Origin of the sequence: Simiduia curdlanivorans (genome assembly GCF_030409605.1) — a bacterium.
Taxonomy (GTDB): domain Bacteria; phylum Pseudomonadota; class Gammaproteobacteria; order Pseudomonadales; family Cellvibrionaceae; genus Simiduia; species Simiduia curdlanivorans.
Genome location: NZ_JAUFQG010000004.1, coordinates 913,788 through 927,779 on the forward strand (window position 1 = coordinate 913,788; position 13,992 = coordinate 927,779).

15 protein-coding genes are annotated in these 13,992 nt (G+C 51.1%); 11 read left to right on the top strand and 4 right to left on the bottom strand.

Annotated elements, in window-relative coordinates; all coding sequences use genetic code 11:
* The first annotated feature begins 21 nt into the window (after positions 1-21).
* From tsaC to aroE, 3 genes are read left to right on the top strand one after another with little or no spacing between them, the layout of a single operon-like run.
* On the top strand, positions 22-594 hold the full coding sequence (tsaC, locus tag QWY82_RS04250) for an L-threonylcarbamoyladenylate synthase type 1 TsaC (RefSeq protein WP_290260215.1): 573 nt from the start codon (positions 22-24) through the stop codon (positions 592-594).
* 24 nt (positions 595-618) lie between these two features.
* Positions 619-1,536 carry an oxygen-dependent coproporphyrinogen oxidase gene (gene hemF / locus QWY82_RS04255; protein WP_290260217.1) on the top strand — a complete coding sequence of 306 codons (918 nt, stop codon included), beginning with the start codon at positions 619-621 and terminating at the stop codon, positions 1,534-1,536.
* Positions 1,533-2,369, top strand: a complete 837-nt coding sequence (aroE, locus tag QWY82_RS04260) for a shikimate dehydrogenase (protein ID WP_290260219.1) — start codon at positions 1,533-1,535, stop codon at positions 2,367-2,369. The genes hemF and aroE overlap by 4 nt, the downstream gene beginning before the upstream one ends.
* 25 nt (positions 2,370-2,394) lie before the next feature.
* Here aroE and QWY82_RS04265 read toward each other — a convergent pair whose 3' ends face one another.
* Positions 2,395-2,937, bottom strand: a complete 543-nt coding sequence (locus tag QWY82_RS04265; protein ID WP_290260220.1) for a gamma carbonic anhydrase family protein — start codon at positions 2,935-2,937, stop codon at positions 2,395-2,397.
* Positions 2,938-3,000: 63 nt separating this feature from the next.
* On the opposite strand from QWY82_RS04265, the gene QWY82_RS04270 reads away from it, so the two are divergent.
* Together QWY82_RS04270 and QWY82_RS04275 are read left to right on the top strand one after the other, a co-directional pair.
* Entirely contained in the window at positions 3,001-5,043 is a 2,043-nt protein-coding gene (locus tag QWY82_RS04270) for a M3 family metallopeptidase (protein WP_290263444.1), read from the top strand.
* A gap of 2 nt (positions 5,044-5,045) precedes the next feature.
* Positions 5,046-5,285 (top strand): YheV family putative zinc ribbon protein, encoded by a 240-nt coding sequence (locus tag QWY82_RS04275; RefSeq protein WP_290260221.1) that lies wholly within the window; start codon positions 5,046-5,048, stop codon positions 5,283-5,285.
* Between the two features lie 4 nt (positions 5,286-5,289).
* Here QWY82_RS04275 and QWY82_RS04280 read toward each other — a convergent pair whose 3' ends face one another.
* Entirely contained in the window at positions 5,290-6,045 is a 756-nt protein-coding gene (locus QWY82_RS04280) for a hypothetical protein (RefSeq protein ID WP_290260222.1), read from the bottom strand.
* 246 nt (positions 6,046-6,291) lie between these two features.
* A complete protein-coding gene (locus tag QWY82_RS04285; protein WP_290260223.1) occupies positions 6,292-7,608 on the bottom strand; it encodes an MATE family efflux transporter in 1,317 nt (438 codons plus the stop codon).
* Positions 7,609-8,021: 413 nt separating this feature from the next.
* Between QWY82_RS04285 and coxB the strand changes: the two genes are divergently transcribed.
* The 4 genes from coxB to QWY82_RS04305 are packed head-to-tail and all read left to right on the top strand — an operon-like array spanning position 8,022 to position 12,257.
* The gene (gene coxB / locus QWY82_RS04290) at positions 8,022-9,155 is read left to right on the top strand and encodes a cytochrome c oxidase subunit II (RefSeq protein WP_290260224.1); all 1,134 of its coding nucleotides are present in this window, start codon (positions 8,022-8,024) and stop codon (positions 9,153-9,155) included.
* Between the two features lie 12 nt (positions 9,156-9,167).
* Positions 9,168-10,718 carry a cytochrome c oxidase subunit I gene (ctaD, locus tag QWY82_RS04295; RefSeq protein WP_290260225.1) on the top strand — a complete coding sequence of 517 codons (1,551 nt, stop codon included), beginning with the start codon at positions 9,168-9,170 and terminating at the stop codon, positions 10,716-10,718.
* A 7-nt stretch (positions 10,719-10,725) separates the two neighbouring features.
* Positions 10,726-11,313, top strand: a complete 588-nt coding sequence (locus QWY82_RS04300) for a cytochrome c oxidase assembly protein (RefSeq protein ID WP_290260226.1) — start codon at positions 10,726-10,728, stop codon at positions 11,311-11,313.
* Between the two features lie 17 nt (positions 11,314-11,330).
* Positions 11,331-12,257, top strand: coding sequence for a cytochrome c oxidase subunit 3 (locus QWY82_RS04305; RefSeq protein WP_290260227.1), 927 nt, complete (start codon positions 11,331-11,333; stop codon positions 12,255-12,257).
* A 21-nt stretch (positions 12,258-12,278) separates the two neighbouring features.
* Here QWY82_RS04305 and QWY82_RS04310 read toward each other — a convergent pair whose 3' ends face one another.
* Complete coding sequence (locus QWY82_RS04310; protein ID WP_290260228.1) at positions 12,279-12,509, bottom strand: twin transmembrane helix small protein; 231 nt, start codon at positions 12,507-12,509, stop codon at positions 12,279-12,281.
* 68 nt (positions 12,510-12,577) lie between these two features.
* Here QWY82_RS04310 and QWY82_RS04315 point away from each other — a divergent pair, with 68 nt between their 5' ends.
* Both QWY82_RS04315 and QWY82_RS04320 read left to right on the top strand, forming a co-directional pair.
* The gene (locus QWY82_RS04315) at positions 12,578-13,366 is read left to right on the top strand and encodes an SURF1 family protein (protein WP_290260229.1); all 789 of its coding nucleotides are present in this window, start codon (positions 12,578-12,580) and stop codon (positions 13,364-13,366) included.
* A 6-nt stretch (positions 13,367-13,372) separates the two neighbouring features.
* Entirely contained in the window at positions 13,373-13,969 is a 597-nt protein-coding gene (locus QWY82_RS04320; RefSeq protein ID WP_290260230.1) for a redox-active disulfide-containing membrane protein, read from the top strand.
* The last annotated feature ends 23 nt before the right edge of the window (positions 13,970-13,992 follow it).

The following is a 13,992-nucleotide window of genomic DNA, read 5'->3' on the forward strand; positions in this document are numbered from 1 at the left end:
CAAAAATACTAGGCTCTCTCAATGACAAACCCTTGGTTAACCCATCCAGATATATTAGCGGCGGTAGAGGCTGTCAAAGCCGGTGGGGTCATCGCCTACCCCACCGAAGGTGTTTGGGGTTTGGGCTGTCTGCCCAATAACGAACAGGCGGTGGCGCGAATCTTAAAGCTTAAGCATCGCGCGGTTGAAAAGGGCTTGATTCTCGTTGCCGCCGATATCAATCAAGTGATTCCTTGGTTAGATACGCTCGATAGCGCTCAGCTTGGCCTGCTATCAGAGACTTGGCCAGGGCCCAATACTTGGCTGGTGCCGCACGCCAACAAAGTGCCTGCGTGGATAACCGGTGAACACGAAAAGGTGGCGCTGCGCGTCAGTGCCCACCCTATCGTACAGGCCCTGTGTCTGTTACTCGATTCAACCCTAGTGTCTACCTCGGCCAATCCGCAAGGTGCACCAGCGGCGCTGTCTGCAATGCAGGTAAGTGCTTACTTTGGTGCCGATATTGATGCCTTGGCGCCGGGTGATCTAACCAACCCAGGGCGTCCTTCGGTGATTCGCGATTTGATCACTGGCGCCGAAATTCGGCCCGCTTAATGGTCCAACCTTGGAAGATAAAACATGTCAGTGGTTGAAGTAATTGATAAGGAAGCGGTCAAAACCTATTTGCTCGAGTTGCAAGACAGCATCTGCGCCGGGCTGGAAAAGATCGACGGCGGCAGTTTTACCGAGGAGACTTGGGAGCGTGCCGAGGGCGGCGGCGGGCGCTCGCGCGTACTGGCGGAGAGCCGGGTATTTGAAAAGGCCGGGGTGAACTTTTCCCATGTCTTCGGCACCCAGCTGCCACCTTCGGCCACGGCTGCGCGTCCCGAGCTCGCCGGTCGCTCCTTCGAGGCCATGGGTGTGTCGCTGGTGATTCACCCGAACAACCCTTATGTGCCCACCAGCCATGCCAATGTGCGCTTCTTTATTGCCGAAGCCGAAGGCGAAGAACCGGTTTGGTGGTTTGGTGGTGGCTATGACCTCACCCCTTTTTATGGCAATGAGGAGGATTGTCAGCACTGGCATCGTAGCGCGCAGGCGGCCTGTTTACCGTTTGGCGACGATCTCTACCCGCGCTTAAAAGACTGGTGTGATCGCTATTTCTATCTCAAGCATCGAGATGAACCGAGAGGCGTGGGCGGGTTGTTTTTCGATGATTTTAATGAACTCGGTTTCGAGCAAAGTTTCGCCTTTACGCGCTCGGTGGGCGACAGCTTTTTAGACGCCTACCTACCAATCGTCGAGCGCAGAAACTCGCGCGCCTTTGGCGAGCGCCAGCGTCAATTCCAGCTCTATCGACGCGGTCGCTACGTGGAGTTTAATCTGGTGTTTGATCGCGGCACCTTGTTTGGTCTGCAAACGGGCGGCCGCACGGAGTCAATTTTGATGTCTCTGCCGCCCCTAGTGCGCTGGGAATACGGCTATGAGCCAGAGCCCGAAAGCCCCGAGGCAGAGTTAACCGAGTTCTACCTAAAAGCGCGGGACTGGGTGCAATGACCAAGCATTATCAAGTGGTAGGCAACCCCATAGCGCAATCTAAATCGCCCTTTATTCACATGGCCTTCGCGCAGCAAACCCAGCAACATATATCCTATCAGCGCGCCTGCCCTGAGGTGGATGGCTTCTTGGTTGAAGCGCAGCGCTTTTTTGCCAGCGGCGGTTTGGGCATGAATGTGACGGCTCCATTTAAGCTCGACGCCTATAATTTCGCTAGTCAACTGACGCCGCGCGCGACCTTGGCCGGCGCGGTTAACACCCTCGCTGTGCAGGAGGAAGGCAGCATATTGGGCGACAATACCGACGGCTACGGTCTTGTTACCGACATTACCCAGCAGTTGGGTTGGCCGCTTAGAGATAAAAAATTACTCGTGTTGGGCGCTGGTGGTGCTGTGCGCGGCGTTTTGCAAATGCTGCTCGAACAGCGGCCAGCACAATTAGTGCTGGCCAATCGCACCTTGGTCAAGGCCGAGGCGTTAGCCAGTGTATTTGCCCCTATCGGGCCAGTAGAGACGGTTGAGTTTGACGCGCTGTCGGGTTTTGCCCACGGGCATTTTGATCTCATCATCAATGCTACCTCGGCTAGCCTTGCCGGTGATTTGCCACCGGTGCCCGAAACGCTGATCGCACCAGCAACCTATTGCTATGACATGACCTACGGCGCCCAACCCACGGTGTTTTTGCGCTGGGTAGCGTCTTTAGGCGTGCGGGTGAGTGCCGATGGTTTGGGCATGTTAGTGGGTCAGGCAGCCGAGTCCTTTCGCCTCTGGCACGGCGTTATGCCAGAGGTCAAACCGGTAATGGCGGCGCTGCGTCAGCATTTAAAAGCTTAACCAAGGCGCAACTGGGTCCCGTAAGTTATTGACCCAGTGCCGCTATGTGTTGGTCCTTCAGCTTGACGTAGTTATTTGCCGAGTATTGAAAGAATTGCCGCTCCTTCTCCGACAAGGGCCGCGCTTGGCGCGCCGGCGCGCCCATATACATAAAGCCAGATTCCAAGCGCTTACCCGGCGGCACTAGCGTGCCGGCGCCGATAACCACCTCATCTTCGACAATCGCGCCATCTAAAATAGTGGCGCCGATGCCCACCAAAATGCGATTGCCCAAGGTGCAGCCGTGCAACATGGCGCCGTGGCCGATGGTGACATCGTCGCCAATGGTCAAAGGCCAACCATCGGCGTTAAAGGGTCCGGCATGGGTAATGTGTAATACCGCACCGTCTTGCACACTGGTTCGCTTACCGATACGAATCCGGTGCATGTCGCCTCGGATCACCACCATCGGCCAGACGGAGCTGTCTTCACCGAGTTCGACATCGCCGATGACGACTGAGCTCGGATCGACAAAAACCCTAGGGTGAAGTTTCGGTGTGTGTTGTTGAAAGGTCCGGATTGGATTCATCGGTTGTCGCCAAAGTAGGGTAAAATGGCATTTTACCTTGTCACTCCCACCAGCGGTAACCCGATGACTCAGCCAGCGACAAACCCACTGTTACTCGACCCCTATTTCCCGCCCTTTAACGACTTTACCCCTGCCCAAGCTCAGGCGGCGGTAGTCACCGTCATTGGGCAAAATCGCGCGGCCATCGACGCCGTGGTTGCGGCGGGTTTAAACCGGCCGGCAGCGGAAATATTGCGCGAGTTGGAAGCCATCGACGATAAGTTGTCGCGCGTCTGGTCCCCCGTTGGTCATTTAAATGCGGTGCAAAATAGCGAAGAACTGCGCAAGGTATACGAGGCCAGTCTTGCCGAGTTGACGCAATACGGCTCGGACATGGGGCAGCATCAAGGGCTGTATCAACTGTATGCCTATATTCAGGCGTCGCCCGAATTTAGCCAGTTAAGTCAGGCTCATCAACAGGCCGTTAAGCATGCGCTGCGGGATTTTACTCTGGCGGGTATCGCCTTACCGCCGGCGCAACAAACGCAATTTAAAGCGATTAAAAAGCGCTTAAGTGAGCTCAGCAATACATTCTCAAATAATGTATTAGATGCAACGCAGGGTTGGCATTTACACATTACCGATGAAAAACAATTGGCCGGCCTTCCCGACAACGCTAAAGCCCAGGCGCGCAAAGCGGCCGAGCGCAAAGCGCTAGACGGCTGGGTCATTACCCTAGATTTTCCTGCTTATTTAGCGGCGATGACCTTTGCCGAAGATAGGTCGGTGCGCGAAGCCCTGTACCGCGCTTACACCACGCGGGCATCGGAGTTCGGCCCGGCAGAGAGAGATAACAGCACACATATTGTCGAACTTTTACAATTGCGCGCCGAGTTGGCGCAACTATTAGGGTACAAAAATTATGCCGAGCTATCGCTGGCCAAAAAAATGGCCGATAGCTGTGCCCGGGTGACGGATTTTCTCGAAGATTTGGCGCAAAAATCTAAGCCTGTCGCACAACAGGAGTGGCAGCATTTACAGGCCTTTGCGCAACAGACACTAAAAATTGATAACTTGTGCGCGTGGGATGTGAGTTATGCCGCGGAAAAACTCAAGCAGCGCGACTACGAGCTCTCACAGGAAGAACTAAAACCCTATTTTCCCGCGCAAAAAGTACTGGCCGGTCTTTTTTCCGTGGTGGCAAAGCTCTTTAACATCAGCGTTGAAAAGTACTCGGGTATTGCCGTGTGGCACCCAGATGCCGAAGTCTTTCAAATAAAACGACAGGGTCAAACACTGGCGTATTTTTATTTAGACCTCTATGCCCGCCCGGATAAACGCGGTGGCGCATGGATGGATGACTGTCGCGTCAGGCGCGCGACGTCGGATGGCATTCAATTACCCATCGCCTATCTGACCTGTAATTTCACGCCGCCATTGGGCGACACGCCGTCGCTGTTAAGCTTCGACGAAGTGACCACGCTGTTCCACGAGTTCGGCCACGGCTTGCACCATATGCTGACCGACATTGATGTCGCGGCTGTGTCTGGCATTAACGGCGTGCCATGGGATGCGGTTGAGCAACCGAGCCAGTTTTTAGAAAACTGGTGCTGGGAGCCGGACGCCATCGGGCTAATTTCCGGCCATTATCAAACCGGTGCGCCCTTACCTCAGCAATTGTTAGACAAAATGTTGAAAGCGAAACACTTCCACACAGGCTTGTTTATGTTGCGCCAATTGGAATTCGCGCTGTTTGATTTCCGCTTGCACCAGCGCGACAAAGTAGAAAATATTGCACAAGTGCAAGCTTGCTTGGATCAGGTGCGGCAGCAGGTGAGTGTGGTGTTGCCGCCTGACTTCAACCGCTTTCAGCACAGCTTTAGCCATATTTTTTCCGGCGGTTACGCGGCCGGCTATTACAGTTATAAATGGGCCGAGGTGCTGTCTGCCGATGCCTTTTCCAAGTTCGAGGAAGAGGGCATATTCAACCCAGCGACGGGGCAGGCGTTCTTGGATACGATTTTATCCCAAGGCGGATCGCGCGACGCTTTGGCACTATTTAAAGCCTATCGTGGTCGCGAACCGGAAGTGGACGCACTGCTAAGACACAGCGGAATAAGAGCGTAAATATGGTCAGTGTTAAAAAGAGGTTTATTGCCGGAGCCGTGTGCCCAAGCTGCAGTGCCATGGATCGCATTGTGATGTACCGCGAAGGCGAATCGGATTTTCGCGAGTGTGTCGAGTGTGGTTTTAAAGATGAGATGCGCTTTAAAACGGCGGTGCGCGAATTAGATACCCGAGTTAATCAGGACGAGGTCAAAGTAGCGCAGGAAACGCAGGTGTTACAATTTCCGCCCATTGAGAAATGATGCCCTAGTGCAGGTGGGGGCTGTCGGCCTTTTGGGCAAATTTTAAATCGATGCACAGGTCGCTTATTAAACAGGGGTGCTGGGTAATTTCTACATCCCAGCCGCTTAGTTGATGCATTCCTACATAGCGTTGAAAGGCATCTGAGGTTAATAGCCTATCCAAACTCGAGCCGCGCATGAGCAGCATTTCGACGGAGTATTGCACTGCGTGATCTAAATCATTGGCAAAGGGCTCGCCAATAAGGCTGTGGACAATCAAGTTGGCTTTTGTCATATCCATGGGTGCGAGTGGGATACCGAACCTTGCACAAATATGGTCGTTGACCTCCTCAATAATTCTATGTGCCAGATAGGCTTCGTCTAACAGCGCCGCTATACCGGTATGGCCGTCAATCAGTTCTGGCGGGCTCAAGAAAAAATCTTGCGCGATGCGCAAAAAAGGCGTGGTGACATCTTGAATATTGTGCGATTTACCAATTTTATTGACCGCGTCGATAAAATCCGGCACGTGACGAATATAGCTGATAACAAATTCCAAGAGCGCCTCGGGGCAGGCGTTGGGTTTTCCATCGCTGCCTAAGAAAGCAATGGCGTTATGTAACTTATTAAAATTGCTGGTTACAACCCGTAAAAAGATACCTTCTGAGCGTTCTTGGGCAATAGCCTCGGCAACAATTTCTTTAATTCTGGCGAGCTCCTCCGCGGTGGGTAGCTGCTCGCACCAGCTATTGCGATCAGATCTCTGTCTGTGAAATAACACCCTAACCCCTTACCGATAATTGTTTATTTTACGTCTGTGCGTTTCTAAGGCTTAGGCCGCCCAAGCCATGAAATTGGGCAACCCACAAATACTAGTACCAATTTTAAAAATAGGTAGTGCTTTTTATGACCCTCAAAAATTTTGGCTGCCTTTTTAGTTTCTGCACACGTGTGCTGTTTGAAATTGACTTGCTTATCACAGTGGAAACTTTAGCAGAGCAAAATCCTTAGCTAAGAACGAGTCATTCTAATGTAATCGTAATTGAGATCGAAGTGGTGGGATAACCAGATATGCCAAACTAATGCCTCGCACTAGGTTGAATACTGCAAACGCGAACCAAAGGCCGTGATTGCCCAGTGGCGTCGTTAGATACCACAGCGGTAGAAAAACCATAAAGCAGGAAAACAATAAACTGTTGCGCATAGCCTGGGTTTCGCCGGCACCGATGCAATAGCCATCCAGAACATAGGCTCCCACGGAGATAGCGGGCAATAGGGCACACCAAAAGAAGTAGGTGCTTACACTTTGAGTGACTGCCTCAATGTCGCTAAACAGTGGAATTAAGCTCTGTTGGCTGAACCAAAAGCCGGCGCCCATGACGACGGCGACGACGAAAGACGTAGAGCTAATGTTGATCAGCAGTTGCCATAGTCTATCGGCGCGCTTTTGGCCCTTGGCCTGACCCGTCAACGCCTCGGCGGCGTGAGCCAGGCCATCGAGGGCATAGGAGGCCAAGTGCACCAGTTGTAGCAGAATGGCATTGCTGGCCAAGATAGTATCGCCAAATTGGGCGCCTTGGCTGGTAAAAAACAGCAAGACAAACATCAAGCAGCAGGTGCGAACAAACAAGTGTTGATTTAGCGTCAGTACCGACCGCCAGCGGCCGGGTTGGTTGATAATGAAGCTCAAACTCAGTGTCGGCTTTCGGCGCAAATACAGGCCAATAGCGACAATTAAGCCAATATATTCGCTCAGTACTGAGGCCCAAGCGGCACCAAGGCTGCGGAAATCCCAATACACGATGAACAGTAGGTCGAAGCCAATATTGGCGGCGTTGGTGACCAGTAAAATGATGAGTGGCAACTTGGTCAACTGCCGGCCAATAAACCAACCTAGCAACGCATAGTTCAGTAGTGTTGCCGGGGCGGACCAAAGCCGGGTTTGGCTATAGCTAAGCGCAAGAGCAGACACCTCGCTGCTGGCATTCATCGCCGAAATGGCAAGGGGCAGCAAAAATGGCCCCAGCAACAGGATCATTAGCGCTAAGCCTAAGGCTAAGAGGCAGTTTTGCGCCAAGGCCTTTTCGCCGGCTGCGGGGTTATCCTCGCCCAGAGCCTGCGCAACGTGGCTGGTTGTGCCCATGCGCAGGAAGCCGAAGCCCCAAAACAGCAGTGTCAGAATGCTCGCGCCAAGGGCACAGGCACCAATATAGACTTGACTGGGCAGGTGGCCAAGTAAGGCCGTATCAACCAGCCCGAGCAGTGGCTGGGTGATATTCGACAGCATGAGCGGCCACGCGAGCAGCCAAATTTTTTGCTGAATGCCTTGCTTGTTAGGGCGCAATGAGGCGCCTCATTGGAACAAGTCTAGGCCGCTGAATACCATTAAAAACTGAGCGTAACTTAATAAATTTGTTGATTTTTTTACTCGCTTATGGCCTTCTTAGAACCGCATATGAATGCGACGATTTGCCGCAGTTTGTTGGATGTAACCCTCGGTTGACTGAAAAGTACCTGGTATCGCCTCAAATAAAAGCGCAGATCGCACTAGCTGGTATCAGTGTGACGGCTTTGCTGTACCCGTGCTTGTGATGAACAAGTGCGAAAAAAGATACGCAGGATCTCGGTTTCGGCCGAGCTATTTTGAAGTTTACCGTTGTTACCGGCACGGGCAACCTTTTCGGTTACCGCCTTTACGCTGGGTTCATCCGTTAAGTAGTCATAAAAAGCATAACTAGCTACACGGAGACAATGGGCATGCTGAAACAAGCAAAGAGCAGTTTTGCTTGGTTGCTTGGCTTCTCGTTCTTTAGCCAATTTGCGTTGGCGGACGAAGTCGAGCGTTGGGGGGTCAACATGACCCAGGGGGTTACCGCTGTAAGCCATGAGATCTATGGTTTGCATATGGATATCTTCTGGTGGTGTGTGGCCATCGGTGTATTGGTTTTTGGTGTGATGTTTTACACCATGATTGTGCATCGGAAAGCCAACGGCGCGAAAGCGTCCAACTTCCACGAAAGTACATTCCTTGAAGTTTTATGGACTGTGGTGCCAATTATTATTTTGGTGATCATGGTGATTCCTGCCACTAAAACCTTGATTAAGGTTTACGACACCAGTGAACCCGACTTAGATGTTGTGGTCACGGGCTATCAGTGGAAGTGGAAATACGAGTACCTGAATCAAGACGTAAGTTTCTTCTCGTCCTTGTCGACCCCGGCAGACCAGATCCACAACCTCGCGCCGAAAGGCCCTAACTATTTGTTAGAGGTGGACCATGAGCTGGTTATCCCGATTAAGAAGAAAGTGCGTTTTTTGATCACTGCCAACGACGTTATTCACGCCTGGTGGGTGCCAGATTTAGCCGTTAAAAAAGATGCAATTCCCGGCTTCATTAACGAATCTTGGACCTTTATTGACGAGCCCGGCGTCTACCGAGGCCAGTGTGCGGAGCTGTGTGGTAAAGATCACGGTTTCATGCCCATCGTGGTCAGAGCGGTCCCCCAGGAAGAGTTTGATGCTTGGATGATGAAAAAGCGTGAAGCGTCTGCAGCTATCGCTGAAGCCGCCAAACAAACGCTGACTTTTGATGAGCTCTATGCCCAGGGCGAAGTGGTCTATCAAAAGCAATGCGCTGCCTGCCATCAGCCTGATGGTAAAGGTATCGCCGGTGTTTTCCCCGCCATTGTTGGCAGCCCGATTGCCAATGGCGACATGCGCGACCATTTAGATCGTGTAATCAACGGTGGGAAAGGTATGCCTCCCTTTGGTGAGCAGCTAACCCCGGTGGAAGCCGCGGCGGTTATCACCTTCCAACGCAATGCGTTTGGCAATAACACCGGTTCACAGGTGCAGCCAATCGACATCGTGAATTTTAAGCAAGGTTCATAAGGGGAGCGACACATGGCACACGGCCCTGCTAAAGGTATTACCCGGTGGTTTTACACCACCAACCATAAAGACATCGGCAGTATGTATTTATGGTTTAGTTTCGCGATGTTTTTGATGGGCGGCGTTTTCGCCCTGGTGATTCGCGCCGAACTGTTCGAGCCAGGCTTACAAATTGTCGAGCCTGAATTTTTTAACCAAATGACCACCATGCACGGCCTGGTGATGGTGTTCGGTGCCGTTATGCCGGCCTTCGTGGGCTTGGCTAACTGGATGGTACCTATGATGATTGGCGCGCCGGACATGGCTTTGCCGCGCATGAACAACTGGTCGTTTTGGATTCTGCCCTTCGCCTTCACCATGTTGGCATCGACCTTGTTCATGGAGGGCGGAGCACCTAATTTCGGCTGGACTTTCTACGCGCCACTATCGACCACCTATGCGCCACCCAGCGTGACTTTTTTCATCTTCGCCGTTCATATTATGGGCGCCAGTTCGATCATGGGGGCAATCAATATTATCGCCACCATTTTGAACATGCGCGCCCCAGGCATGACCTTAATGAAGATGCCACTGTTCGTCTGGACTTGGTTAATTACCGCCTATCTATTGATAGCGGTTATGCCGGTACTTGCGGGCGTGGTCACCATGATGTTGATGGATATTCACTTCGGCACCAGCTTCTTCTCCGCCGCCGGTGGTGGTGATCCTGTATTGTTCCAGCACGTATTCTGGTTCTTCGGTCATCCAGAAGTGTACATCATGATTTTGCCGGCTTTTGGTGTGGTTAGTGCCATTATCCCAACCTTTGCGCGCAAACCTTTGTTCGGTTACGCGTCTATGGTGTATGCCACGGCGTCCATCGCGTTTTTAAGCTTTATTGTTTGGGCGCACCACATGTTTACCGTGGGCATGCCCATCGCCGGCGAATTGTTTTTTATGTACGCCACCATGTTGATCGCCGTGCCGACGGGTGTGAAGGTGTTTAACTGGGTCACGACCATGTTCAAGGGTTCAATGACTTTTGAAACACCGATGTTATTCAGCATCGCCTTCGTGATTTTATTTACCATCGGTGGCTTTTCGGGCTTGATGTTGGCCATCGCGCCAGCGGACTTCCAATACCACGATACCTACTTTGTAGTGGCGCATTTCCACTATGTGTTGGTGCCCGGCGCCATCTTCTCGATCACAGCGGCGGTGTATTACTGGCTGCCTAAATGGTCGGGCAAGATGTACAACGAAATCATGGGCAAAACCCATTTCTGGTTGGCGTTTATCGGCTTGAACCTAACCTTCTTCCCCATGCATTTCGCAGGGTTAGCAGGCATGCCGCGCCGTATTCCCGATTACAATCTGATGTTTGCCGATTGGAATATGATTTCATCCGTAGGTGCTTTCCTGTTCGGTGCCGCGCAAATTTTATTCCTGTACAACATCATTGCCGCCATCGTATCGGGCAAGAAAGCCACTGATCGGGTTTGGGAAGGCTCGCACGGTTTGGAGTGGACGGTACCATCGCCTGCGCCTTACCACACTTTCTCTACCCCACCAGAAGTAAAGTGATTTCGCTGTGGCCAACGAAGTAGATAAAGCCAATGCAAAACTAAGCGCGAAACTCATCGCGCTTGGTTTTGCTATGTTTGGTTTCGCCATTTTCGTCATGCCGCCTTTGTATGATGCGTTTTGTGAAATTACTGGCCTCAATGGCAAAACGGGTGATCAATATCAAGCTAAGGAAATCACCGTCGATCTGAGCCGTGAAATAACGGTTCAGTTTGTAGCTACCAATAATGAAGCTATGCCTTGGCTTTTTAAGCCGGGCGTGCAAAGCATTAAAGTTCATCCTGGGCAGGCCGTGGATGTGATTTACCACGCCGTTAACCCAACCGGGAAAGATATGGTGGCGCAAGCGGTACCAAGCTTGGTGCCCTTTAAAGCGGCCCAGTATTTTCATAAAACGGAATGTTTTTGTTTTAACAACCAGCCGTTAAAAGCTGGTGAGAGCGCTGAATTAGGTCTGCAGTTTATTGTCGACTTGGATGTACCTAAACAGGTAAATACCATTACCTTGTCTTACACGCTGTTTGATATTACCGATGCCGTTGGCGCACAACAGCTAGCAAACAGCGGTGTGGGTACCACCCTAACAACTCCATAAAAACGCGGGGTAGCAACATGGCAACAGAAGGAACTTACTACGTTCCAGAGCAAAGCAAATTACCAATATTTGCCAGTCTCGGATTATTTATAACGGTATTTGGTGCCGCTAACTGGATGAATGGCAACGACAATGGCCCCATGATATTCATGGCCGGCGGCTTTATTCTGGCGGTAGTCTTGTGGAATTGGTTTAGCACGGTTATCGATGAAAATATGAACGGTCTGAACTCCGTTCAATTGAAGCGATCCTATGTTTGGGGCATGGGCTGGTTCATATTTAGTGAGGTGATGTTCTTCGCGGCATTTTTTGGCGCGCTCTATTACATCCGAAACTTTTCTCTCCCGTGGCTCGGCGGCGAAGGTTCGCACGATACCATGACCAATGAATTGCTTTGGAACGGTTTCGAAAATCACTGGCCTTTGATGACCACACCAGACATGGCCGCCAACGGTGCCGGTGCCACGGTACTGGGCCCAGAACAAAATATGAGTGGCTCAAATCTAACAGCGGAAAATATTTGGGGCTGGCTGCCGCTGTGGAATACTATCGTGCTGCTTACGTCTTCCGTTACAGTGCACTTCGCGCACTCAGCGATTAAAAAGGACAACCGTAAAGCCTTTAATGTTTGGTTGGGTATTACGGTCGCATTGGGTATCATCTTTCTAATCTTACAAGTTGAAGAATATATCCACGCCTACCAAGAGCTCGGTTTAACCTTGGCCTCTGGTGCTTACGGAACTACCTTTTTCATGTTGACCGGCTTTCACGGCGCACACGTAACACTCGGCACCTTTATGTTGTTAGTGATGTGGTTGCGCTCTGTGTTTAAAGGCCATTTTAAGTCTGACGATCAGTTTGGTTTCGAAGCGGCCAGTTGGTATTGGCACTTTGTTGATGTGGTTTGGGTTGGGTTATTTCTCTTTGTGTACGTATTGGGCTGATCCCAACAAGGGGGCCTGTGTTTATAACAGGCCTCTGGATTCCCAAGGTGCAGTGCTCGCCAATTGGCCGGTGTAAAAGCCATAAAAAATAGTCAATAGTAGCAGTGCCGCTAAGGTCACCCGAATACCAAGCGCATAAAGGGTTCGCTTTGATTCCGTTGCACCCATATCTTTCAGTAAAAATATAAGCCCACTGGTGAGGCTGGCAACAACCGCAAGAAACAATACGCCAATTATTATTTTTAAAAACATAGGTCGCTTCCTCGATAATTAGGCAGCCACCTTACGCCTTTGCAAGGGCGCTGGCAATTGAGGTAGCTATGCCAAGCGAGCAACTCGAACACCCCACCGGTGCTTCGTCTGCAGTCCCAGAAAAACTGCATTTCGATATCAATATAAAGTTGATAACGCTGGGTCTGGTGTTTCTGCCGGTATTGCTGGCCTTGGGCTTTTGGCAACTCGATAGAGCAAACGAAAAATCCCAATTGTTGGACGCACACCGGCAACAACAACATTTAAACCCCATCTCCCTGAATGCGCTTGAGCAACAGGCCGTGCTGGCGTTGCCAGCTTTCACGAAAGTAACGCTTAACGCAAACATAGCAGCAGATACCTACTGGTTACTGGATAACCGTATTCAGCGCGGGCGGGTGGGCTATGAAGTGCTGCAAATTGCTCAGGTCAATAATGTCTGGCTGCTAATAAATCGCGGCTGGGTAGCCGGCGCTCACGATCGGCGTTTGAAACCTACCATAGCCTTACTAACCGGCCGTGTTAATCTCGCCGGGCAAATGGCCACTCAGTCTAAAAATATCATGTTAAGCGATTTGCCGCCCGATGCTCTCATTGCCGAGCGAATTGCCGAAATAGATTTAACCAAATTGAGTGAGCTCTCGGGCGTTACCTTGAGTGGCCTAGTGCAGCTGGCGCCGGAAAGCGAGGGCGCACTGAGCATTGATTGGCCCACGGTTAATATTTCACCGATCAAACATCAGGCCTATGCGTTTCAATGGTTTTCAATGGCCTTTGCATTGGTGGTACTGTTGGTGTTTGCCAATACCAATTTATTAACGGTACTAAAACAAAAGACAACGAATAATAAGACGTAGTTAAACATGACAAATGCAGAAATACCCGCGGTGCGAAAACTTCAATGGTCCAAATGGCTGGTAATGGGCGTTATTCTTGTGCCCATGGTTGTGGCCTATGTTATTTATGAAACGGGGCTAGGCATACCAACCAACACCATAAACAAAGGTGTTTTGCTGAACCCGCCCGTGCAAATAGATAGCCTTGAGTTGCGCGATCGCGATAATCAGCCCATGACAATGGCCCAGCAGCCCCAGAAATGGCGCTTGCTAGTGCCGGCAATGTCGGCCTGCGATGACGCCTGTGTAGAGGCGCTTTATATTACGAGACAGGTGCATACGCGCTTAAATGAAAAATACACGCGGGTTGAACGGGTATTTTTGGTCGCCGATCTAGATTCCGCTACTGAGCAATTGATAGCGACGGAGCATGCAAATATTCAGGTTGTTAAGGTTGACCCCAGCGCTTGGGCGGCACTCTTGGCGCAAACCAATTACGCCCAAGGCCGCTATCTGATGATGGACCCGGATGGCTTCCTTATGATGTATTATCAAGACCAGCACACGGGTAACGATCTGCTCGCTGATCTCAAGCGCATGCTGAAGTTTTCCCGCGAACACTAAAATAATAAAACCAAATAATAAAG

Bases quoted from the DNA above. Each gene is read 5' to 3' on its own strand.
- tsaC (WP_290260215.1), top strand. From the start codon at position 22: ATGACAAACCCTTGGTTAACCCATCCAGATATATTAGCGGCGGTAGAG.
- hemF (WP_290260217.1), top strand. From the start codon at position 619: ATGTCAGTGGTTGAAGTAATTGATAAGGAAGCGGTCAAAACCTATTTG.
- aroE (WP_290260219.1), top strand. From the start codon at position 1,533: ATGACCAAGCATTATCAAGTGGTAGGCAACCCCATAGCGCAATCTAAA.
- QWY82_RS04265 (WP_290260220.1), bottom strand. From the start codon at position 2,937: ATGAATCCAATCCGGACCTTTCAACAACACACACCGAAACTTCACCCT.
- QWY82_RS04270 (WP_290263444.1), top strand. From the start codon at position 3,001: ATGACTCAGCCAGCGACAAACCCACTGTTACTCGACCCCTATTTCCCG.
- QWY82_RS04275 (WP_290260221.1), top strand. From the start codon at position 5,046: ATGGTCAGTGTTAAAAAGAGGTTTATTGCCGGAGCCGTGTGCCCAAGC.
- coxB (WP_290260224.1), top strand. From the start codon at position 8,022: ATGCTGAAACAAGCAAAGAGCAGTTTTGCTTGGTTGCTTGGCTTCTCG.
- ctaD (WP_290260225.1), top strand. From the start codon at position 9,168: ATGGCACACGGCCCTGCTAAAGGTATTACCCGGTGGTTTTACACCACC.
- QWY82_RS04305 (WP_290260227.1), top strand. From the start codon at position 11,331: ATGGCAACAGAAGGAACTTACTACGTTCCAGAGCAAAGCAAATTACCA.
- QWY82_RS04310 (WP_290260228.1), bottom strand. From the start codon at position 12,509: ATGTTTTTAAAAATAATAATTGGCGTATTGTTTCTTGCGGTTGTTGCC.
- QWY82_RS04315 (WP_290260229.1), top strand. From the start codon at position 12,578: ATGCCAAGCGAGCAACTCGAACACCCCACCGGTGCTTCGTCTGCAGTC.
- QWY82_RS04320 (WP_290260230.1), top strand. From the start codon at position 13,373: ATGACAAATGCAGAAATACCCGCGGTGCGAAAACTTCAATGGTCCAAA.